The organism is Amycolatopsis sp. WQ 127309, from assembly GCF_023023025.1.
Lineage (GTDB): Bacteria > Actinomycetota > Actinomycetes > Mycobacteriales > Pseudonocardiaceae > Amycolatopsis.
The window spans coordinates 2,634,466-2,655,246 of sequence record NZ_CP095481.1; the positions used below are offsets into that span (position 1 = coordinate 2,634,466).

Consider the following 20,781-nt stretch of genomic DNA (forward strand, 5'->3'; position numbering starts at 1 on the left):
CGTAGCCACGCCACCAGGCCGAGCCGAATGAATCGCCCATGTGAGGTGCAACACGGGCGTCCGGACGATCATTCCCCCAGGTCAGCGGCCGTCGGGTAAGACGGTTGCGCGCCGTGCCGGGTCACGCTGAACGCCGCCACGCGCACCGCGTGCTTCGCCGCGGAGACCAGGTCGGCGCCGTCGGCGAGGGACGCCGCGAGCGCGCCCGCGAAGGCGTCCCCGGCCCCGGTGCTGTCGACGGCTTCGACCTTCGGCGACGCGACTTCGGTGGTGGAACCGGCTTCGACGACGACCGCGCCGGCCGCGCCGAGCGTGACGACGGCGGCGCGCGGCCCGAGGTCGAGGAGCTGCCGGAAGTCCGCGCCGGGTCCGGTCAGCCAGGCGGCTTCGTGCTCGTTGACCAGCAGGACGTCCAGCTTGGCCAGCGTCCCGGCGGAGAGCTTCGCCGCCGGCGACAGGTTCAGCAGGACCTTGACGCCCTGTTCGGCGGCCTTCGCGACGGCGTGCTCGACGGTCGACAGCGGCACCTCGAGCGAGGCGACCATGACCCGCACCCCGTCGAAGACGGCCTCGACGTCGGCCGGTTCGAGGTTCGAGTTGGCGCCCGGGGAGACCAGGATCGAGTTCTCGCCGTCCGGGGTGACGGTGATGTAGGCGATGCCGGTCGGCCGGTCGCTGGTCCGGACCAGTCCGGTGTCGACGCCCGCCGCGCGGAGCGAATCCAGCAGCAGCCGGCCGTAGGTGTCGTCGCCGACGGCGCCGAGCAGCGCGACGTCCGCCCCGAGCCGCCCCGCCGCGACCGCCGTGTTGGCGCCCTTGCCACCGGGGGAGAGCACGGTGTCCCCGCCCAGCACGGTCTCACCGCCGCCCGGCCGCCGATCCACCGCGACGACGAGGTCGGCGTTGGCGGATCCCACAACGAGCACGTCGGAGTTCATCTCCGTACTTTGCCACGAAACGCCGTCCGACCAGGTCATCAGGGTCGGCCCGGAAGAAAGTGAAGGTTTTTGTAACTTATCCGGGGCTGAGTGCGACAATCATGCGAGCAGCGGATGTCTGTCACTCGTTCGGGGGATGCATGTCCCCCGGACGTCACTTCACAGACCGGCTCCGCTCTCTTGGAACGTCAGCACGGAGACGTGATGACGTTGCCCGACCGGCGCGAGCCGGGCAGGGCATCGGGTCGCCGGCGCCGATCACGTAGCCCCCCGAGTGATCGGCGTCGGCGGCGCCCCCGCCGTCACGCCCGCGGCGTACTCCCGGAAGAGATCCGGCCGGAAGACGGCCATCGCCGCCCGCACCTGACCGATCGCGGCGTCGCTGAACGCCTCGGGCACCCGAACGGTCCGAGGCTCCCCGGGCAGCCAGTACACGCCGAGTTTCGCCCCGATCTGCCAGAACCGGCGGAGTTCGGGACGCCGTTCCGGCGCCTCCGGATCGGCGGGGAGCAGATCGACCACGCGCAGGGTCAGCTCGCCGTGGGTGACCGTGAGGACCCGGACCTCGGCCAAGTCCGGCCAGGCGAGTGTGAAGAGCTCCTCGCGCCGGCGACGCTTCCAGCTGATGCCTTCGGCCGAGATCGTCAGTTGCGCGGAGTAGGAGCTCTTCCGGTACCAGCGCGGTGTGCAGCAGATCAACCAGACCGGCGCGGCGAACCCGAACCCCGCGAGGACGAAAAGCGCTCTGCGGCTTTCAGGATCGTCGAGCGGCAGCGCGAGCGCGGCGAGCGCGCACCCCACCGCCACCAAGGCACCGGCCGTGCGCCAGTACCTCCGCGGAGACCACTCGGCGGGCGAAATCACCGACGCACCACGGTCGGGACTGCCGGCAGCCGGCGGGTTCGGCACCCGGACCGGCTCCGTGAGCCGGACGTCGGCCGGGTGGTGCACGACCGGACGCCGCAGCCGCCTGAAGCGTCGACGTTCCGCCCAGCACAAAAAGACGAGAAGCAAGACCACCAGAGCCGGCACCCACGACGGCATCTTCCGCTTCACGACATCACGCTGGAAATCCGTCTCCCAGCCCACGACGGGAACAGCCTTCCCGAAGTCGTCCGGTGTCAGCTCGTCCAGGCCGAACCGCACGGACCTGGTCGCGCCGCCGACAGGAGTCACGTCGGCCACGCAGATCCAGTAGAACCCGATACCCCCGCGGCTGATCGGCCCGAGCCGCTCACACGACTTGACGCGAGCGAGAGCGACGGGCGTGCCGCCGCGGTCCGGACCGTGGCTCGCGGTCACCCACGCCACCCCCGTCCACGACCCCACCACGAACAGCACGGCAAGAACCGCGATGACGACGCTTCGCACCCACTGCGGTCTTCCGACCGTAGGAATGTTCATGCGGCGGCCTTCCGGGTTCCGGGCTCTTCCGATGTCGAGGGCACGATGACTAGATCGACCCGGAGATCCGCTGAGCGCCCGGCTGCCCGGAAAACGGCCGGCCGTCGTCGGTGACCGGGCCGGAGCGGGGCACCTTGTCGACCGGATAAGCGGTCGAGTGGTCTTCCGGGACGATCGACGTCGCGTCACGGTCGTGCTGCGACTCCCCGGCGGATCGACCAGGTCCGGTGGCCAGCTGCTCGAACGCTTTCATGCCGGTTTCCCGTGCTGCCGCTTTCGCGAAGCCGTCGAACATTTCCTTGCCCGCGGTCCCTACGGCGGAGACCACCCTGCGGAAGAAGTCGCCGAGCGCGCCGAGAAACTCTTTCGCCCGCGAGAAAGCTCGTGCGAGCCGGCTGCACTCCTCGACCATCTTCCCGCCCTGCTTCACCGCGAACGGCACGCCTTCCGCGGCCAGCGCGGCGGGATACCCGGGCGGCGGGTAGCGGAGCAGGATCATGACGACCTTCGCGAGCGTGTCGGTGATGAGATCGCGGATCAACGTGCGGACCACGTCGAGGATCGTCTTGCAGATCCCGATGACCTGCGCCACCTTCGTCGCCGCGTCCGACAGCGCCGCGTACGCGTCCAGCTGCTGCTGGACGTAAACCCGGTACTGGTCGGCGGCCTTGCCCTTCCAGCCGAGGCAGTTCTTCCGCACTTCGGCGGTCAGTTCCTCGGCGGTCTTCTGGACGTGCTCGCCGATCGTCTCCCACTTCTTGCCTTCGAGATCCAGGGCGTCCTGGTCACCGGTGACCCAGTCGAGCGGTTCCTTCAGGAAGTCGAGGTGCTCGATCACCCAGCCGAAACCCCAGCTCACCAGCGTCTCGAGGGGGTTCCCGTCCCTGACCAGGTCCATGGCGCCGAGGCCGGCGTTCGCCAAGCTGAACAGGCCTTCGGTCCAGTCGCCGTGCAGGATCTTCTCGAAGCCGCCGTAGTAGTCCTGCAGGGCTCCAGCCCCTTCGAGGAGGCTGTCGGCGCCGTACTTCTCGGAATCCGTCTCGCGCTTGGCTTCCGCCATGAGCGGGCTTTCAGCCACGGCTGACCTCCGAGGCCCGGTTCACCAGTGCCGACGCCGATTCTTCGTCCACCCGGCGAGCCTTCGCCCAGGCCTGCACCGCTTGTACGTGGTAGTCGGCTCCGGCGACCACCGACTCGAGCGTGTCCGTCGCCTGCCCCGCCAGGTGTCCGCACCAGGTGCTGAGCTGGCACACCTGGCCGATCAGCCCGAACGCGTCCGGGCCGATCGGGTCGTCACGACTGAGGGCCAAGGCCTGTTTGAGGACGTCGAACGTCGCTTCCATCTGCTTGGCGTGCTCGTCGATCGCCTCGGGGTTCTCGTCGAACCCGGGGCCAGTTTGTCCGGCCACGTCTACCTTCCTCCTCTTTCCTGCGCTCAGCGCAGGTAGTCGCCGTCACCGAAGTAGTCGTCGTCCACGCCGTCGTTCGCCGGCGGGCGAACCGCGGGTGGAGCCGGCTTCGGTGGTTCTTCTTCGGCGATGAAGCGGGAACCGTCGTCGGCGCGAGCGCCGTAACCGCCGCCACCTTCGACGAAGCCGTCGGGCTCGGGTTCGGGGTACTCGCGGTGCAACTGGCCGACCAGTTCGGTCATCGTGTCGGTGCCCGCGATCGAGGGCACGCCGGACTCGACCGCGGCGGCGAGCCTGCTCTGCGCCACCTGGACGGTCCGGAGGATCTCCCCGGCCAGATCGGGCTTGTCGCGGACCGCGTGGCCGATCTCGAGGCCGACGAGGTTGCCGAGGTGGTTGACCTCGACGGCGATCTGGCCGTCTCTGCTGCGCTCGGCGACGGAGACCGTCGCCATCTCGGCGCGCATCCGGTCGGCCTGCTGCTGCGCCTGCGCCATCTTGGCCTCGAAGGCCGCGAAGAGCTGCTCAGGGTTCGTCACGCGAACCTCCCCGTTCACGTCAGTAACCGTACGGCGACCGAGTGTGGCATACGGCACCGACAGTCGCGGGCGGTTCCGCTTTTTGTGACGAACGCCCCGTGGCCACCCCTGACCAGGTCGATTCCTCCCACCAGCTGTAACCGGTGCGCTATCGTGCGTAACGCAAGAGGGGAGATCGAACGCGAGGGGAGCGCAGTTCGGTGGGGTTGTTCGGCGACATGCTCGACGCTGCCAAGCACGTCGGGTCGGAGATCGCGCACACCGTCGAGTCGGGGGCCGATGGCCTCGGCAAGGTCCTGAACGGGGCCGGCATCGGCATGCTCGCGGGCGGGCTGCCCGGGGCGATCGCGGGCGGCTACATCGCTTCACAGACCGGTACCGGCGCGGACAACCCGCAGGCCGCCGGGTTGTCACCCGGGCAGCTGGTGCGGGCCGTGCTGACAGGCCCCGGCACCGAGTCGCTGCAGAGCGTGCACCGGGCCGGCGTGGACCAGTCGAAGTACCAGCTGCAGCTGGAGCAGGGGACGCGCGAGCTGACGTCCGGCCTCGAATCCGCGTGGACCGGCGGCGCCGCGGACGCGGCACGGGAGCGGCTCCAGCCGCTGACGGCGTCGGCGACCTCGGCGTCGGCGACGCTGGACCGCAACTCGACGCTGTCCCAGACGCAGATCGACCAGTTCCACCAGCTGAAGAACTCGCTGCACCCGGACGTCACCGACCAGCCGCCGACGCGCAGCGCCTGGGACGTCGCGACGCCGTGGGACACCGACACCGAAGACAAGATCAACCAGTACAACCGGAAGGCGCAGGAGAACGTCGAGCGGTACACCTCGTACTCGCAGCAGTCGAGCACGAACACCGCGGGCCGGACGATCGACTACGGCCAGCTGCGCGAGTACACCGGCGGCGAATTCGAGGTCAAGGACCCGAAGGACCCGGTCGAGCCGCCCGCCAAGCGCCCCCGCGTCGGCGGTGGCGACGACGACCACCGGCCGATCGGCGCGCAGGTGCAGCCGCCACCGGCGGTCCACCCGCCGGGCGTGCAGCCACCGCCGCCTCCTGGTCAAGTCACGCCGCCACCTCCGGGCCAGGTCGTGCCGCCGGGTTCGCACACGCAGGTCCCGGGCGTGGATGACAGCGTCCGGGCGCAGGGTTACGTCCCGCCGTCGACGCAGTTCCCGCCGGGCTACCAGCCTTCTTCGCCCTCTTCACCCGGCAGCGGCTTCGGCCCGGGCTTCGGCCCCGGTGGTGGCGGTTTCGGGCCCGGCGGTGGTTTCGGCCCAGGCGGCAGCGGCGGGTTCGGCGCGGGCTCGTCGCCGGGAACGGGCAGCGCCACCGGAGCCCGTGCTCCCGGCGCGTCCACCGGCGCGGGGCTTCCCGGCGAAGGACGTCCGGGCGCACCCGGCGGGATCCGCGGCGGCGCGGCGGGCAAGCCGGGCTCGCCGGGGATGGGCGGCATGGGCCAGGGAGCCAAGGGCGGCAAGACCGAGGACGAAGAGCACCAGCGGGCGTCGTACCTGGTGGAAGCCGACCCGGAGAGCATCTTCGGGGCGTCCGACGAGAGGACCGTGCCCCCGGTGATCGGGCTGTGACGGTGCTTTACCTGCCCAAGTCCGCGCTGCTGACGGCCTGGGAGTGGGAGCGGCACGGCCCACCCCCGGCGGTCCTCGGCCCGGACAACCTCTGGCTCGGCGACGAGACCCGCAAGCGGCTGGACGAGAAGGTGCTCGACGTCCTCGCGTCGCTTCGCCTCGCCACCGGCGGCACGCTGACGCGCGAGTTCCGCGACGTCCTGCGCGTCCTGGCGCGCGGACCGCGGCAGTTCACGGCGTGGCTGGGCGACATCGAGGCGGACGAGTCGGGCACGGCCCTGATCTCGGCCGACGGCCCACGCGCGTTCCGGCTGATCCGGAAGGCCGACACCATCCGCATCGACGCCGTGGAGCCGTCACGGATCGCCGAGTCGCTGGTGGACGTGCTGCCGCCGGTCCCACCCGCCCGGATCGAGCGGGTGGCGATCCCGGAGTCGCGGTTCTCGGGCCACGAAGAGTCGTACGACCTGGCCGACCCGACGTCCGACGCCACCCGCGACCCCCTGCCGTGGGCCCGCCGGCTGATGGCGGCGAAGCGAACGGGGATGCACCAGTGCTACGCGGTCAACGACGGTGCCCGCAGCGCCCCGATCACCGCGGTGGACGCGGCGGGAGTCGGGCGAGTGCTGACGTACGCGTTCCCGGCGCGCGAACGGATGGTCAGCATCCAGCCGGGCACCCGAGCGGCAATGGTCGACGTGCTGTACGCGACGCTCAACGGACTGGGAGGAGGAGCGCGATGACGGCGCCAGGAGGAGCGATCTTCAGCGGCATCGGCTTCTGGGCGACGGACACGCCCAGCGGAGCGTCGCGGCCGGCCGGTGGACAGGGGTTCGCGATGAGCAGCTCGGAGATGCGGGCAATGCTCAAGAAGGCCGAAGACCTACGACAAACGATCGGCACCCAGTACCGCACCGCGTCGTACCTTTCGCGGGCCGATCCTCCGGCGGATGAGCCGGCCAGCAACGCCGCGGTGAACGGGCAGAACGGCGTCAACGAAACCGGCCGCTACTACGAGGGCCACCTTCGTTATCAGTTCGGCTACCTGACCGAGTTGATCGGCCGGCTTCGCAAAGCACTAGGAATCACTGAAGCCGTCGACCAGCAGGCAGCTGCCGACACCTCCACGAAACGCGGGATAGCCGAATGAACAGGCAGAGCATCGTCACCCTGACCGTTGCCGCCACGTGCGCCGCCCTGCTGAGCGGCTGCAACGGCGAACACGGCACAGCAACACCCGCGCCCACAAGCTCCGCAACCACCCCCGGGTCCGACGTACCCGACAGCGGAGCCCCCGCGGTCGCCAACCCCCTTCCCGACCAGGTGCTGGCCGGCAGCCCGTGCGACACCGCCCTCACGGCCGCGCAGGTGAGTGACTTCCTCGGCGACACCGGCCCCGGAAAGACCGAGGACGCCGAGCTCGGCCCCCTGTGCCAGTGGGACAGCACGTCCGGAAGTGGCGCGGGGCTGACGGTCGGCTACGACACCAAGTCGGACCAGGGCCTGAGCCTCGCCTACAAGAACACCAAACCGAAATCCTCGCTCTGGAAAGAGCTGAGCCCGGTCCAGGAGTACCCGGCGATCGCCTACGGGGACACGTCCGACAAGCGGCTTTGCAACGTCGTCGTCGGCGTGACGGACAAGCTGACCTACGGCGTCACGCTGATCCTCGGAGACCGAGCCGCCGCTGACGGCAAGGACGCTTGCGAGATCAGCCGCAGTGTCGCGGACCTGGTGCTGACCAACCTCAAGGCGAGGGCCTGAGCTGCACCTTTCCGTAACCTTCGCCGCCGCGTTGGTTCGGGACTTGTTGTCGTAAGCGCCTAGACTGTTCGGATGAGCCACCCCACGCGGAGGGGTCGCGCGCGTGCGGCTACCGAACTGGACATCCGGCGGACCGCCCGGAGGCTCCTGGTCGAGCAGGGGCCCGAGGCGGTCACTCTGCGCGCGATCGCGCGGGAGCTGGGGATCACCGCGCCCGCCTTGTACCGGTACTACGAATCGCGCGACGACCTGGTCGAGAACCTGCGGCTCGACGTCTGCGCGGACCTGGCCGACGAGCTGGCCGAGGACATCGCGGAGATCCCCGACGACGGGATGCTGCAGCTGTTCGCCATCTGCAAGGGTTTCCGGCGGTGGGCACTCACCCACACGAAGGAATTCACGCTCGTCTTCGCGTCGCCGACCGGTGGGGTCGGGTCCGCGGCCGGGAGTGCGCTGAGCCGGGTCGACGAGCCGTTCGGGCGGATCTTCCTGGCCGCCGCCGGGCGGGTGCTCGCGATGCACGACCTGGTCACGCCGCCCAGCAGCGGGGTGCCGGACGAGCTGCGCGACGACCTCATGACCTTCCAGCAGTCGCTGGTAGACGTGCTCTCCGAGTCCGGGCAGAACATCCCGGCGGAGCGACTCGACCTCGGCGTGACGTACCTGATGATCCAGTTCTGGGCCCGGCTCTACGGGCACGTCACGCTCGAGGTCTTCGGCAACTACCCGATCCCGATGTCCAAGCCGGACGTCCTGTTCGAGTCCATGCTGATCGACCTCGCGAAGGAAATCGGGCTCGACCGCAGCTAGGCCGCGTGGCCGCCGTCGACCGAGAGGGTCGACGCCGTGACGTACCCGTTGGCCGGGGCCGCGAAGTAGGCCACCGCCGACGCCACCTCGGCCGCCGTTCCGTACCGGTCGAACGCCGTCAGGGCGCGCTGGTCGGCCGCGTACGGGCCGTCTGCCGGGTTCATATCCGTGTCCGTCGGGCCCGGGTGGACCAGGTTGACCGTGATGCCGCGCGGGCCGAGTTCGCGGGCCAGGGCCTTGGTCAGGCCGGTCATCGCCGCCTTGCTCGTCGCGTACAGGACCATGCCCGGGCCGGGTACGCGGTCGGTCACGCAGCTGCCGATCGTGATCACGCGGCCGCCTTCGCCCAGGTGGGCGGCCGCGGCCTTGGTCACCGCGAGCACGCCGCGGACGTTCACCGCCAGCACGCGGTCGACGTCCTCGATCGCGGTGTCCGACAGCGGCCCGACGAAGCCGACGCCGGCGTTGTTCACCAGGACGTCGAGGCGGCCGAACTCCACGACCGTGGTTTCCACGGCCGCCGACACCGCGGCGGCGTCCGCCGAGTCCGCCTGGATCGCCAGGGCCCGCCGGCCGAAGGCCTTGATCTTGTCGACGACGTCAGCCGCCTGCCCGGCGTTGTGCTGGTAGGTCAGGGCGACGTCGGCGCCGTCCTCGGCGAGCCGCAGTGCCGTGGCCGCACCGATGCCGCGGCTGCCGCCCGTCACCAGGGCCACCTTGCCGTCGAGGGTCATGCCGGGTTCTCCTTCGATCGAGCGGATTTCCTTGACCGCTCAATCAAATCGAGAACGCCACGCGAGCACTGGCACCTTTCCGCCGTCGCGCTGCGGAACCAAGACACCCCCCACCGCTCCCAGGGGGGCGTCCCCAGGTCCAGTCTATCGGCGGGGTGCGACGGAGGGCCGGAAAAGTGGCTGCGCGGCAACGGTTGTCCACATTCGGCGGTGGGTGTGGACAACCTGGCCGGAGGACCGATGGCGGCCGGTCGGCGACGGCGGACAACCGGGTCGAAGACCGGTGGCGACCACTCAGCCGCGTGCTGGACGACCGCAGTTGGGAGCCCAGGCGGCCCGCCCGGCAGAGAGTGGACAACTGCAGCTGGGCCCGGACGAGGCCACCCCCAACGGACAGTGGCCGGGCTCGGGGCTGGCTGGTGGCCACCCAGCGAACCGGGTGGCCACCAGCGCGGCCTACAGGACGATGTTGACCAGCTTGCCCGGCACAACGATCACCTTGCGTGGCGTGCCGCCGCCGACCAGGGCGGCGACCTTCTCGTCCGCCAGTGCCGTCGCCTGGACCGCGTCCGGTGCGGCGTTCGCGGGGACCGTGATGCGGGAGCGGACCTTGCCGTTGACCTGGATCGGGTACTCGACCGAGTCCTCGACCAGGTATTTCTCGTCCACCACCGGGAACGGGCCCTGCACCAGCGAGTCCGCGTGGCCCAGGCGGCGCCACAGCTCCTCCGCCATGTGCGGGGCCAGCGGGGCCAGCATCAGCACCAGCGGCTCGGCCAGCTCGCGCGGTGTCGACGCGGTCGCGCCGTACGTCTTGGTGACGTGGTTGTTCAGCTCGATCAGCTTGGCGCCGGCCGTGTTGAAGCGCATCTCCGCGTAGTCCTCGCGGACGCCCGCCACGGTTCGGTGCAGCACCTTGCGGTCCGCCTCCGAAGCGTCCTCTGTGGACACTCGCAGCTCGCCGCCCGCCTCGTCGACGATCAGGCGCCACAGCCGTTGCAGGAAGCGGTGCGAGCCCACGACGTCCTTGGTCGCCCACGGGCGGGACATGGCCAGCGGGCCCATCGCCATCTCGTAGAAGCGGAACGTGTCGGCGCCGTAGTTCTCGGCCATCTCGTCCGGCGTGACGACGTTCTTCAGGCTCTTGCCCATCTTGCCGTACTCCTGGCTGACTTCCTCACCCTCGAAGAAGTACTTGCCGTCGCGCTCCTCGACCTGCTCGGCCGCGACGTAGACGCCGCGCGCGTCGGTGTAGGCGTACGCCTCGATGTAGCCCTGGTTGAACAGCTTCCGGTACGGCTCCTTGGACGTCACGTGGCCCAGGTCGAACAGCACCTTGTGCCAGAACCGCGAGTACAGCAGGTGCAGCACCGCGTGCTCGACGCCGCCGACGTACAGGTCGACGCCGCCGGTGTCGTCCGCGCCGTGCTCGGCGGCGCGCGGGCCCATCCAGTACGCCTCGTTTTCCGGCGCGCAGAACGACTCCGCGTTCGTCGGGTCGACGTACCGCAGCTGGTACCAGCACGAACCGGCCCAGTTCGGCATCGTGTTGATGTCGCGGCGGTAGGTCTTCGGGCCGTCGCCCAGGTCCAGCTCGACCTCGACCCAGTCGGTCGCGCGGGCCAGCGGGGACGACGGCATCGAGTCGCGGTCATCGGCGTCGAACGTCACCGGCGAGTAGTCGGCGACCTCGGGCAGCTCGATCGGCAGCATCGACTCCGGGACGGCGTGCACTTGGCCGTCCTCGTCGTAGACCACCGGGAACGGCTCGCCCCAGTAGCGCTGGCGCGAGAACAGCCAGTCGCGCAGCTTGAACTGCACGGTGCCGACGCCGGTGCCGTCTTCGGCCAGGCGCTCGATGATCGTCTTCTTGGCCTCGGCGACGTCCATGCCGTCCAAGAAGCCGGAGTTGATCGCCGGGCCGTCGCCGGTGAACGCCTTGCCGTCGAAACCGTCGGACGGCTGCACGGTCCGGATGATCTCCAGCCCGAACTTCTCGGCGAACTCCCAGTCGCGGACGTCCTGGCCCGGGACGGCCATGATCGCGCCGGTGCCGTAGCCCATCAGGACGTAGTCGGCGACGAAGACCGGGATCTGCTTGCCGTTGACCGGGTTCGTCGCGTACGCGCCGGTGAAGACGCCGGTCTTCTCCTTGTTCTCCTGCCGGTCCAGCTCGGACTTCCGCGACGCCGCGACGCGGTACTCCTTGATGGCGTCGGCGGGCGTTGCCGCGTCGCCGGTCCAGCGCTTGTCGACGCCCTCGGGCCAGGTGGCCGCGGTCAGCTTGTCGACCAGCGGGTGCTCCGGCGCCAGCACCATGTAGGTGGCGCCGAACAGGGTGTCCGGCCGGGTCGTGAAGACCTCGATGGCGTCTTCGCCGGCCTTGAACGTGACGCGGGCGCCGTGCGAGCGGCCGATCCAGTTCCGCTGCATGGACTTGACCTTCTCCGGCCAGTCCAGCAGGTCCAGGTCGTCGACCAGGCGATCGGCGTAGGAGGTGATCCGCATCATCCACTGGCGCAGGTTGCGGCGGAACACCGGGAAGTTGCCGCGCTCGCTGCGGCCGTCGGCGGTGACCTCTTCGTTCGACAGCACCGTGCCCAGGCCCGGGCACCAGTTGACCGGCGCCTCGGAGATGTAGACCAGACGGTGGTCGTCGATGATCGTCTTGCGCTCGACCGCGCTCAGGGAGGCCCAGTCCTTGTCACCGGGTGTCGGGCGCGAGCCGTCGGCGAAGGCGGCCTCCAGCTCGGCGATCGGCCGCGCGCCACCCGCCTCGACGTCGTACCAGGAGTTGAAGATCTGCAGGAAGATCCACTGCGTCCAGCGGTAGTACTCGGGGTCGATCGTGGAGATGCGACGGCGTTCGTCGTGGCCCAGGCCCAGGCGCCGGATCTGGCGCAGGTAGGTCCGGATGTTCTCCTCGGTCGTCTTGCGCGGGTGCTGCCCGGTCTGGACCGCGTACTGCTCGGCCGGCAGGCCGAACGCGTCGAAGCCCATCGTGTGCAGCACGTTGCGCCCGATCATCCGGTGGAAGCGGGCGAAGACGTCGGTGCTGATGAAGCCCAGCGGGTGCCCGACGTGCAGGCCGGAGCCCGACGGGTACGGGAACATGTCCTGGACGAACAGCTTGTCGCTGGGGACCGGCTGCCCCTCGACCGCCAGCGGCCCGACGGGGTTGGGCGCGTGGAACGTGCCGTGGTCGGCCCAGAAGTCCTGCCAGCGCCGCTCGATCTGACCGGCCAGCGCGGCCGTGTAGCGGTGCGCCGGGACGTCGGTCCCTGTTGTCTCGGTCATCGCCGTCTTCCTTCGTCGCGAGGTACTCCAGAAACAACTCGACCCCTCAGCCTCGAGGGCATGAGGGGTCGCCGCGCCGGCCGGGGACCGGTCAGCGCGGCAGGCTAAGGAGCAGCCGAGCCGTGTTCATACGTTCATCGTAACTTGCTGGTCAAAGCCGTTCGGAGGGGACCGCCAGTGCGACGAACTGCGTGACCTGGGTGGGCGAGAAGTTGTTGTCGCTGACGATCACCAGGCTGCGCTCGCCGTTCGGCAGCTTCGGGCCCCAGGTCATGCCCTCCAGGTTGTCCACAGTGGACAATTCGAGGTCGGCCGCGTCGAAGAGCAGGCGCTTCTTGACCGGCGTGACGTGCTTCGCCGCGCCCAGTGACGGCACGTTCAGGACGTTCGTCGCGCCCGTCGTGTCGATTTCGTAGACGCGCACCTTGTTGCCGACGCCGGTGACGAACGAGCGCTCCATCATCAGGAACTTCGTCGGGTCGGCCTGGTCGACGGCCAGCATCGACGAGACGCCGGTCGTCGCGAACGCGCCGGCCGGGACCGGTGACGCGAAGATCGGCTCCTGCGGGTAGGCGTACTGGGCGAGGACCGGGCCGTAGCGGCCCTGCAGCGTGATCCGGGAGACGCCGCCGGTCGTCAGCGTCGACTCCGGGCCGTCCTGCAGGAGCGGCCCCTCGACGTCGCTGGCCAGCAGCGCGCCGAAGCCGGTGAACGTGATGCCCTCGAGCACCAGGTTCTGCCGCGGGCCTGCCGTCGGCGTCATCTTCTCGTTCGCGGGGATCGGCAGGTCACGGACGTACTTGCCGTCGCGACGCGCCTCGCGGATCGACGGGTCGATCAACGTCGTCGCGGTGCGCTCACCCTCCTGCGACCAGTAGTAGTCGCCGGTCCACGGGTCGACGCGCAGCTCTTCGGGGTCGATCGTCTGCTCGTTCTGCGGCTTGGCGGGGTCATTCTGCGTGAGCGGCGGGTACGGCGTGCCGTCCGGCCGCAGCAGCGGCTTCGTGCCGGTGAAGGTGACGTCACCGACGCCCTTCGCCGTGATCGGGAAGGTCGCGGTGTAGAACCGGGCCGGGTTGATCGCCGACCGGTCGTCGCAGATCAGGGCGTAGCCGCCGGTGCGGGGGTCGTAGTCGATGCTGGACAGGCCGCCGACCGTCGTCCCCTGGTACTGCAGGGAGTTCGGGACGATCTTCTCGCCGAGCAACCGGATCGGGCGCTGGTGACTCTCGGTGGCATCGGCCGGCGCCGCGGCGGCCAATCCCCCGATCAGGGCAAGGGCCAACACGGTGGGCAGTACGCGGGGTGACATGGCCTGTAGCACAGTCGATCAGGGTATCCGGCAGGTTGCCAGAACGTCACGCTTATCCTTGACCCGTGTTCGCTATCGCGCTGGTTCCGATCCTGCTCGGTGTCGTCGTCGGCTGGGGCGGTGTCCTCGGCGTCCGCGAAAAACTGACGCGCGAAGGCGGCACCGGCGTGCGCACGCAGGCCGCGTTGCGCAGCGAAGACGCGTTCAAGCTCGCGAACCGCGTCGCCGGGTTGCCGACGGCCGCCGGTGGCGCGATCTCGATCCTCTCCGGGCTGGCCGGGCTCGCGATGCCGTCGGCCGGTGGCCTGATCGCCGCCGCGCTCGGGGGCCTCGTGGCGATGTTCGTGCTGGTCGTGGGCGGTGGCGTACTCGGCAACCGGGCCGCGCTGACCGTCCCCGCGCCGGCCCCGGCGGCGCCCGCCGGCTGCAGCGGCTGCGCGTGCGGCGAGGGCGGCTGCGGCGTCTTCAAGAAGGCCTAGTTCCGCTGAAGGTCACCCGGATGGGTGGCCAGCAGCGCGATCGGCACGCCCTGGCGGCGCAGCACCTGGCTCCACAGGTCGCCGCTCGGCGAGGCCAGGATGTCGCTCGGCAACGCGGGCACGATCACCCAGTCGTCCCGCTCGATCTCGCCGGCCAGCTGGCCCGAGTCCCAGCCCGCGTACCCGGCGAACACGCGCACGCCGCGCACCTTCGGCACCAGGACCTCGGGATCGGTGTCCAGGTCGACCAGCGCGACCGGCCCGCGGACCGCGATCACGCCCGGCACGCTCGCCGCGGTCTCGCCGGTGCGCAGCGCGGCCAGGCACAACGCCGTCTTCTTCTCCACCGGCCCGCCGACGAACACGGACTGCGGCTCGGCGACGTGGCCACCCCAGTTGGGCAGCACGTCGTGCACGGCGACGTCGCTCGGCCGGTTCAGGACGACGCCGAGCGTGCCCTCGTCGCGGTGATCGATGACGAACACCACGGTCCGCCGGAAATTGGGGTCGACCATGGTGGGGGCGGCGACCAGGAGCGTTCCCGGCTCAACCTCGGCGTCCGCTGGCACGCGACCCATGATCTCACCTCTGGCCCGGCGAATTACTTCGGCTCGGGAACAATCGCCCCACCCGCCTCGTTTGAAACAGTGGTCGGCGCACTCCGTGTCCCCCGGGCTCACTGAAGAACCGCCTTTGTGGAATACCAGTCCGGCTGGAGCCACACTGCGCATAGCCGCCGAGAGGCGACCTCAGTGCGTCGGCCACCTCTTACTCAGTGGCTGCGCCACTTTCGCGATCTCGCCCCGAGGGCGTCCAACCGGGGGAGGGCCCCCGGAGCCCCCCGAAGTGCGTCGGCCACCCTCTACTCTGGGTTCGTGACGATCAGCGCCCAGACGGCAACCCCGCGCGTAGGGCCGAAAGCGCTGCTCAAGGACCCGGCCTTCCGGCGTCTGCTCTTCACCCGCTTCGCCGCCAGCTGGGGTGACGGCGTCTTCCGCGCCGGGCTCGCCGGTGCCGTGCTCTTCAACCCCGAACGCGCCGCCGACCCGCTAGCCATCGCCGGCGGGTTCGCCGCGTTGCTGCTGCCGTACTCCGTCGTCGGGCCGTTCGCGGGGGCCCTGCTCGACCGCTGGGACCGGCGCAAGGTCCTGATCTTCGCGAACCTCCTGCGCGGCCTGGCGATCCTCGCGTCGGCCGCCGCCGTCGGGTTCGGGTTCGGCGGGGTCGGCCTGTTTTCCCTGGCCCTGGCCGCAGAAGGGATCTCCCGCTTCATCGGCTCCGGGCTCTCGGCGTCACTGCCGCACGTCGTCCCGCCGCCGAGTGTGGTGACGGCGAACGCGTTCGCCACGACGATCGGCTCGGTCATCGCCGTGATCGGCGGCGGCTGCGCGATCGGCTTGCGCGCCCTGTTCGGCAGCGACGACGCCGGCTCGGCGTACACGACGGCGTTCGCGGTGCTCGGCACCCTGGTCGCGGCGTTCATCGCCCGTGGGTTCGCGCGCGGGCTGCTCGGGCCGTCCGTGGTCGACGAGCCGACGAACCCGCTCGTCGCGGTCGCCCGCGGGCTGGCCGACGGCGCGAAGCACGCCTGGCGCGCGCCGAGCGTCACCGCCGGGTTCATCGCGCTCTTCGCGCACCGGGCGTCGTTCGGCGTCTCGCTGCTGGTCACCGTGCTGCTGATGCGCAACTACTTCACCGACCACGGTCTCCTGCGCGCCGGCCTGCCCGGGCTGGGGCAGATGGCCGCGCTGGCCGGGGCCGGGCTGCTCATCGCCGGCCTGCTGACCGCCCGGCTGATCCGCCGCGCCGGACGGGTGCGCGCGGTGCTCGGCGCGCTGGTCGTCGCGGCGATCGCGCAGTCCGCGCTCGGGCTGCCGATGGTGCTGCCGTGCGCGCTGCTCGCGTCGTTCTTCATCACCGGCGCGGGCCAGGTGCTGAAGCTCTGCGTCGATTCGTCGATCCAGCTCGACGTCGCCGATGAAGCCCGCGGCCGCGTCTTCGCGCTCTACGACACGCTCTTCAACATCACCCAGGTGGCGGCGGTATCACTGGGCGCGCTCGTCATCCCGGACGACGGCCGGTCGCCGGGCCTGTTGATCGCCGCAACCGTTTGCTACCTGGTCGGCGGGGCCGGGTACCTCCTCGCCCGGCGCCGGACGATTCGCTGAGGCAAACGCCCGAACCGGCTCCGATGACTGCTCCATTGGCATTAGGGTGACGGGAAGTCATTAGTAGGTTCGAGGGACACCGGGGGCTCCTGTGACCACCGCGGGCGACGACCGTGCGCGCCTTCAGGCACGCAATGCCGCGATGAAGGACCAGATGGACACCCTCCTGGAGAACTTCGAGCGGCAGACGGCGCAGCTGCGTGACGCCCAGGCCGCGGCGGCGGAGACGACCGCGCACGTGACGTCCCCCGACGGCCTGGTCCGCGCGACCATCGACGCCGGCGGCAGCCTCGCGAAGCTCGAGTTCGCACCGAACGCGTTCGAGCGCACGACCCCCGCGCAGCTCGCGAACACCGTCCAGACCCTGGTGCGTCAGGGATCGCTGCAGGTCAAGCAGAAGATCGCGGACCTGATGGCGCCGATCACCGAAGGTTTGCCCGACCTCGCCGACCTGGTCGACGGCGCGCCGTCGCTGGCCGGGCTGGTGCCGCCGATCCCGGACTTCGCCGAGGAAGCTCCCGAGCCGCCGCGTCCCGAATCCTTCGAAGACGACGGCTCGATCCTGCGCAACGACCAGCCGCCGGCGCCTGCGCCCGCACCCCAGCGTGTCCGCCCGCCGCGTGCGGACGAGGACGAGGAGCCGCCGTCGTCCTGGATGACGAGGGGCGACTGATGCCGGACGGGGGAGCCGGCTTCACCGCGGAGCCGGACGCGGTGCTGCGCGCGTCGACCGGCCTGGTCACGGCCGCCGACGGGCTCGACAACGCGCTGAAGGCGTTGCAGGGCGCGCTGTCCGCGCAGGGCGAGTGCTGGGGCGGCGACGACTCCGGCAAGGAGTTCGCGAAGGACTACGTGCCGGGCGCGCAGGGTGCCGTCGAGGGCTTCACCAACCTCGTGCAGGGGTTGCGCGGGATGCAGCAGAACGTCGACAAGTCGATGAAGGCCCTGACGGGCGCCGACCAAGACGTGACGTCCCAGCTCGGCAAGGGGCAATGACCCGTGGGTATGGAGATGCCCGACGCGGTCAAGTGGCTGCTGCCCATCGTCGTCGGCGAGAGCTGGCCGGAGGGCGACGAGACCAAGCTGCGCGCGCTGCGGGACGCGTGGCACACGGCGTCTTCCGCGATCGGCCCCGCGTCGGACGCGGGCAACCAGGCGGCGTCCGGGATCCGCGACAACTGGACGGGTGACGGCGCCGACGCGTTCGTCGAGCAGTGGAAGAAGTTCGTCGAGGGCGACGAGGCGTACTTCAAGCAGCTGGCCGACGCGACGAAGGCGCTGGGCGACTCGTGCGACCAGACGGCCCTGGACGTCGAGTACACGAAGTACATGATCATCATCTCGCTGATCGTGCTGGCCGCCCAGATCGCGGCGATGATCGCGGCCGCGGCGGTGACGTTCGGCGGCTCGACGGCGGGCATCGCGCCGGCCCAGATCGCGACGCGGATGACCGTGCAGATGCTGTTCCGGCAGCTGCTCGAGAAGCTGGCGCAGCAGGGGTTCAAGCAGGTCGCGAAAGAGCTGCTGGAGAAGCTGCTCAAGCAGGGCCTCAAGAAGATCGGCATGGAGGTCCTCAAGAACGAGGCCATCAACCTCGGCATGGACGCGGGTATTCAAGGCCTGCAGATGGCGAAGGGAGATCGCCAGAGCTGGGACTGGTCCAAGACCTCGGATTCGGCGATCTCGGGCGCGGTCGGCGGAGTCGTCGGAGCCGGCAGCGGCGCGATCGGGCGTGGAGCGACCGAGGGGTTGTCGCACAGCGCTGGTGGGCAGATCGCGGACGCGGCGATGCGGGCCGGGGCGCGGGGGGCTGCCGAGGGGGTCGCGCAGACGGTTGGTCAGGCCGCGGTGACGGGGGATCTCGGGTCGTTGACGCCGGAGCAGCTGCTGACGGGCGCGTCGAGTGGGGCCGTCGGTGGGGCTGTCGGGGGCGCCAAGGAGCAGCTGCACTCGGTGCATGAGGCGAACATTCCGCGGGCTGAGCCTGGTGGGGATGGGGGCTCCGGCTCCGGCTCGAGAGATTCGGAGTCGGGTTCTGGCTCCGGGGACTCGGGGTCGGGGGATTCCGGCTCGGGGGAGTCTCGTGGAGCCGGCGAGTCCGGAGGCTCCGGCTCGGGCTCGGGCAGCTCTGGGGAGTCCCGCAACTCTGGTGAATCGGGCGAGTCCGGGGGTTCGCGCAGCACCGGTGAATCCGGCGAGCCGAGCGGCTCAGGTGAGTCCGGTGAGTCCGGTGAATCCCGGGGTGCCGACGAGTCCGGGGATTCGCGGCGGGGCTCGGAGGAGCCGAGTTCGTCGTCGGAACCGGAGTCACGGAGTGAAGAGCCGCCGTCGCGGGCGGAGTCGTCGTCAGAACCGGAGTCGCGGAGCGAGGCGCCGTCCGAGCCCGAGTCGCGGAGCGAGGCATCGTCTGAGCCGGAGTCTCGGGGTGAGGCGTCTTCCGAGGCAGAGTCGCGGCACGAGACGGCGTCGGAGTCGCGGCACGAGCCTGAGTCGCGAGGTGAGGCTCCTGCTTCCCAGCAGAGGCCGGAACCCGCGTCGCAACGTTCGGAGCCTGACGTGCAGGGTCCTGCGCGTCAGGCGGCTGAGCCCGTCGCACAGCAGCAGCCCGAGGCGCAGCGAGTCGCGTCGGATGGTCCGGCTCCCCAGCAGCAGGCACCCGCAGGTGGATCAACGCCGCCGATGGGTGGCAGCGGAATGCCGAGTTCGTCGGGTGGGGTGTCGCACGGCGGCAGCTCGTCGGGCGGTTCGCACGGCGCGGATTCCTCTGGTGGCCCGTCGCAGACCGGAGGCTCACCGAGCAGCCCGCCGCACGGCGGCGGCTCGCCGCACGGCGAGAGTTCATCCGGCGGCTCGTCGAGCGGCGGCTATGGCATGGCCCCGCCGGGATTCGGCCCCGAACCGGGACGGCAGAGCGGCGGACGTCCGACGGACAACGTCGGCGCGGCCGGCTTCACCGGCGGCCCGGGCCAGCCACTAGCGGCGGACGCGGGGCCGACACCGTTCCAGGGTGGCGGGGCGCCGCAGCAGATGTCGCCCCCACCGGCGGGCGGATTCACGCCGCAGCCTGGCGGGATGCCGAGCGGCGGTGCTCCGGGCGGACGCGCGGGTGGCCCGGGTCCACGCCCGGGTGGGCCGACGCCGCCGATGCCCTCGCGAGGTGGCCAACCCCCGCACGAGCAGCCGCGACGAGTGCCGCCACAGGACCCGCGCCGGATGCCGCCGGGTGGTCAAGCTGGTCAGGCGCCGACGCCGCAGGGCGGTCGGCCGCCCCAGGGTGGGCAGGCCCCGCACGGCGGACAGCCGCAGCCAGGCGGCCAGCCGCCCCACAGCGGGCAGCCGCAGCCAGGTGGGCAGCCGCCTCACGGTGGGCAATCGCCGCAGACTGGGCAACCAACTCACGGGGGGCAGCCGCCACAAACCGGGCAGGCACCGCGTGGTGGGCAACAGCCTTACGCTGGACGGGTCCAGCAGGGTGGACAGCCACCACAGGGCGGGCAGCCGCAGCACGGTGGACAGGCACCGCTCGGTGGGCAGCCGACGCAGGGTGGACCGGCGCAGCACGGGGGGCAAGCCCGCCCCGGTGGACAGCCGCCCCAGGGTGGGCCGCCCTCTCACGGTGAGCAGGCTTCGCACAGCGGGCGGACGCAGCAGAGCGGGCTGCCGCCGCACAGCGGGCAGGGTCTGCACAGCGGGCAAGCGCAGCAAGGTGGACAGCCGCCGCACGGTGGGCAAGCGCCGCACGGCGGGCAAGCGCAGCAAGGTGGACAGCCGCCGCACGGTGGGCAAGCACCGCACGGTGGACAGCCGCCGCACGGTGGGCAAGCACCGCACGGTGGACAGCCGCCGCACAGTGGTGGCGGGCAGCCGTCGCAGGGGCAACAGCCGTCGCACAGTGGGCAAGCGCCGCGTGGCGGGCAGCCGCAACAGGGCGGGCAGGCTCCGCACAGTGGGCAGCCGCCGCAGGGTGGACAGCCGTTGCATGGGGGGCCGTCGACGCAGGGTGGGCTGCCGCAGCAAGGTGGGCGGTCGTCGCATGGGGGGTCGTCGACACCGGGTGAGCTGCCGCGGCAAGGTGGGCTGCCGTCGCAGGGTCCGCAGGGTGGGGGGCCGGCGCAGGGTGGGCGTTCGGGGCCGCCGTCTCATGGGGGGCTGCCTCCGCAGGGGCATCCATCGCAGGGTGGGCCGCATCCGAATGATCCTCGGCGGATGCCGCCGGGTGGGTGGCCGTCGCAGAGTGGGCAGCGTCCTGCGGGGTATCCGAACCAGCCGCGGGGCCTGCAGGGACCGGGTGGGCGGCCTTCGATGCCGCCACCGCCGCCTGGTGGGCGGCCGCCG

18 protein-coding genes are annotated in these 20,781 nt (G+C 70.8%); 9 read left to right on the top strand and 9 right to left on the bottom strand.

Going from position 1 to position 20,781, the window contains the following annotated elements:
- Window positions 1-68 precede the first annotated feature (68 nt).
- From MUY22_RS12055 to MUY22_RS12075, 5 genes are all read right to left on the bottom strand, one after another.
- The gene (locus tag MUY22_RS12055) at window positions 69-938 is read right to left on the bottom strand and encodes a ribokinase (protein ID WP_247059582.1); all 870 of its coding nucleotides are present in this window, start codon (window positions 936-938) and stop codon (window positions 69-71) included.
- A 258-nt stretch (window positions 939-1,196) separates the two neighbouring features.
- A complete protein-coding gene (locus MUY22_RS12060) occupies window positions 1,197-2,342 on the bottom strand; it encodes a DUF6346 domain-containing protein (RefSeq protein ID WP_247059583.1) in 1,146 nt (381 codons plus the stop codon).
- Between the two features lie 49 nt (window positions 2,343-2,391).
- Window positions 2,392-3,420, bottom strand: a complete 1,029-nt coding sequence (locus tag MUY22_RS12065; protein WP_247059584.1) for a WXG100 family type VII secretion target — start codon at window positions 3,418-3,420, stop codon at window positions 2,392-2,394.
- Complete coding sequence (locus MUY22_RS12070; RefSeq protein WP_247059587.1) at window positions 3,413-3,751, bottom strand: hypothetical protein; 339 nt, start codon at window positions 3,749-3,751, stop codon at window positions 3,413-3,415. The genes MUY22_RS12065 and MUY22_RS12070 overlap by 8 nt, the downstream gene beginning before the upstream one ends.
- A 26-nt stretch (window positions 3,752-3,777) precedes the next feature.
- Window positions 3,778-4,290: a YbaB/EbfC family nucleoid-associated protein gene (locus tag MUY22_RS12075; protein WP_247059589.1), complete on the bottom strand. Its 513-nt coding sequence runs from the start codon at window positions 4,288-4,290 to the stop codon at window positions 3,778-3,780.
- Window positions 4,291-4,490: 200 nt separating this feature from the next.
- Here MUY22_RS12075 and MUY22_RS12080 point away from each other — a divergent pair, with 200 nt between their 5' ends.
- From MUY22_RS12080 to MUY22_RS12100, 5 genes are all read left to right on the top strand, one after another.
- Window positions 4,491-5,882: a hypothetical protein gene (locus MUY22_RS12080; RefSeq protein ID WP_247059590.1), complete on the top strand. Its 1,392-nt coding sequence runs from the start codon at window positions 4,491-4,493 to the stop codon at window positions 5,880-5,882.
- Window positions 5,879-6,625 carry an ESX secretion-associated protein EspG gene (locus MUY22_RS12085; RefSeq protein WP_247059591.1) on the top strand — a complete coding sequence of 249 codons (747 nt, stop codon included), beginning with the start codon at window positions 5,879-5,881 and terminating at the stop codon, window positions 6,623-6,625. Before MUY22_RS12080 ends, MUY22_RS12085 begins: the two co-directional genes overlap by 4 nt.
- The gene (locus MUY22_RS12090) at window positions 6,622-7,032 is read left to right on the top strand and encodes a hypothetical protein (RefSeq protein ID WP_247059592.1); all 411 of its coding nucleotides are present in this window, start codon (window positions 6,622-6,624) and stop codon (window positions 7,030-7,032) included. Before MUY22_RS12085 ends, MUY22_RS12090 begins: the two co-directional genes overlap by 4 nt.
- Window positions 7,029-7,646 carry a DUF3558 domain-containing protein gene (locus MUY22_RS12095; protein ID WP_247059593.1) on the top strand — a complete coding sequence of 206 codons (618 nt, stop codon included), beginning with the start codon at window positions 7,029-7,031 and terminating at the stop codon, window positions 7,644-7,646. Before MUY22_RS12090 ends, MUY22_RS12095 begins: the two co-directional genes overlap by 4 nt.
- 72 nt (window positions 7,647-7,718) lie before the next feature.
- Complete coding sequence (locus tag MUY22_RS12100) at window positions 7,719-8,456, top strand: TetR/AcrR family transcriptional regulator (protein ID WP_247059594.1); 738 nt, start codon at window positions 7,719-7,721, stop codon at window positions 8,454-8,456.
- Here MUY22_RS12100 and MUY22_RS12105 read toward each other — a convergent pair.
- The 3 genes from MUY22_RS12105 to MUY22_RS12115 all read right to left on the bottom strand — a co-directional run bounded on the left by MUY22_RS12105 (window position 8,453) and on the right by MUY22_RS12115 (window position 13,799).
- Window positions 8,453-9,190 (bottom strand): SDR family oxidoreductase, encoded by a 738-nt coding sequence (locus MUY22_RS12105; RefSeq protein ID WP_247059595.1) that lies wholly within the window; start codon window positions 9,188-9,190, stop codon window positions 8,453-8,455. The two genes, MUY22_RS12100 and MUY22_RS12105, sit on opposite strands and share 4 nt — an antisense overlap.
- Before the next feature lie 456 nt (window positions 9,191-9,646).
- Window positions 9,647-12,487, bottom strand: coding sequence for a leucine--tRNA ligase (gene leuS / locus MUY22_RS12110; protein ID WP_247059597.1), 2,841 nt, complete (start codon window positions 12,485-12,487; stop codon window positions 9,647-9,649).
- 151 nt (window positions 12,488-12,638) lie between these two features.
- Window positions 12,639-13,799, bottom strand: coding sequence for an esterase-like activity of phytase family protein (locus MUY22_RS12115; protein WP_247059599.1), 1,161 nt, complete (start codon window positions 13,797-13,799; stop codon window positions 12,639-12,641).
- Window positions 13,800-13,864: 65 nt separating this feature from the next.
- On the opposite strand from MUY22_RS12115, the gene MUY22_RS12120 reads away from it, so the two are divergent.
- On the top strand, window positions 13,865-14,278 hold the full coding sequence (locus MUY22_RS12120; protein ID WP_247059600.1) for an SdpI family protein: 414 nt from the start codon (window positions 13,865-13,867) through the stop codon (window positions 14,276-14,278).
- On the opposite strand, the gene MUY22_RS12125 is transcribed toward MUY22_RS12120, so the two are convergent.
- Entirely contained in the window at window positions 14,275-14,856 is a 582-nt protein-coding gene (locus tag MUY22_RS12125; RefSeq protein ID WP_247059601.1) for a YqgE/AlgH family protein, read from the bottom strand. The two genes, MUY22_RS12120 and MUY22_RS12125, sit on opposite strands and share 4 nt — an antisense overlap.
- A gap of 297 nt (window positions 14,857-15,153) precedes the next feature.
- Here MUY22_RS12125 and MUY22_RS12130 point away from each other — a divergent pair, with 297 nt between their 5' ends.
- The 3 genes from MUY22_RS12130 to MUY22_RS12140 all read left to right on the top strand — a co-directional run bounded on the left by MUY22_RS12130 (window position 15,154) and on the right by MUY22_RS12140 (window position 17,442).
- A complete protein-coding gene (locus MUY22_RS12130) occupies window positions 15,154-16,446 on the top strand; it encodes an MFS transporter (RefSeq protein ID WP_247059602.1) in 1,293 nt (430 codons plus the stop codon).
- Between the two features lie 142 nt (window positions 16,447-16,588).
- Complete coding sequence (locus MUY22_RS12135) at window positions 16,589-17,119, top strand: YbaB/EbfC family nucleoid-associated protein (protein ID WP_247059603.1); 531 nt, start codon at window positions 16,589-16,591, stop codon at window positions 17,117-17,119.
- Window positions 17,119-17,442 (top strand): WXG100 family type VII secretion target, encoded by a 324-nt coding sequence (locus tag MUY22_RS12140; protein ID WP_247059604.1) that lies wholly within the window; start codon window positions 17,119-17,121, stop codon window positions 17,440-17,442. Before MUY22_RS12135 ends, MUY22_RS12140 begins: the two co-directional genes overlap by 1 nt.
- Window positions 17,443-20,781: the final 3,339 nt, after the last annotated feature.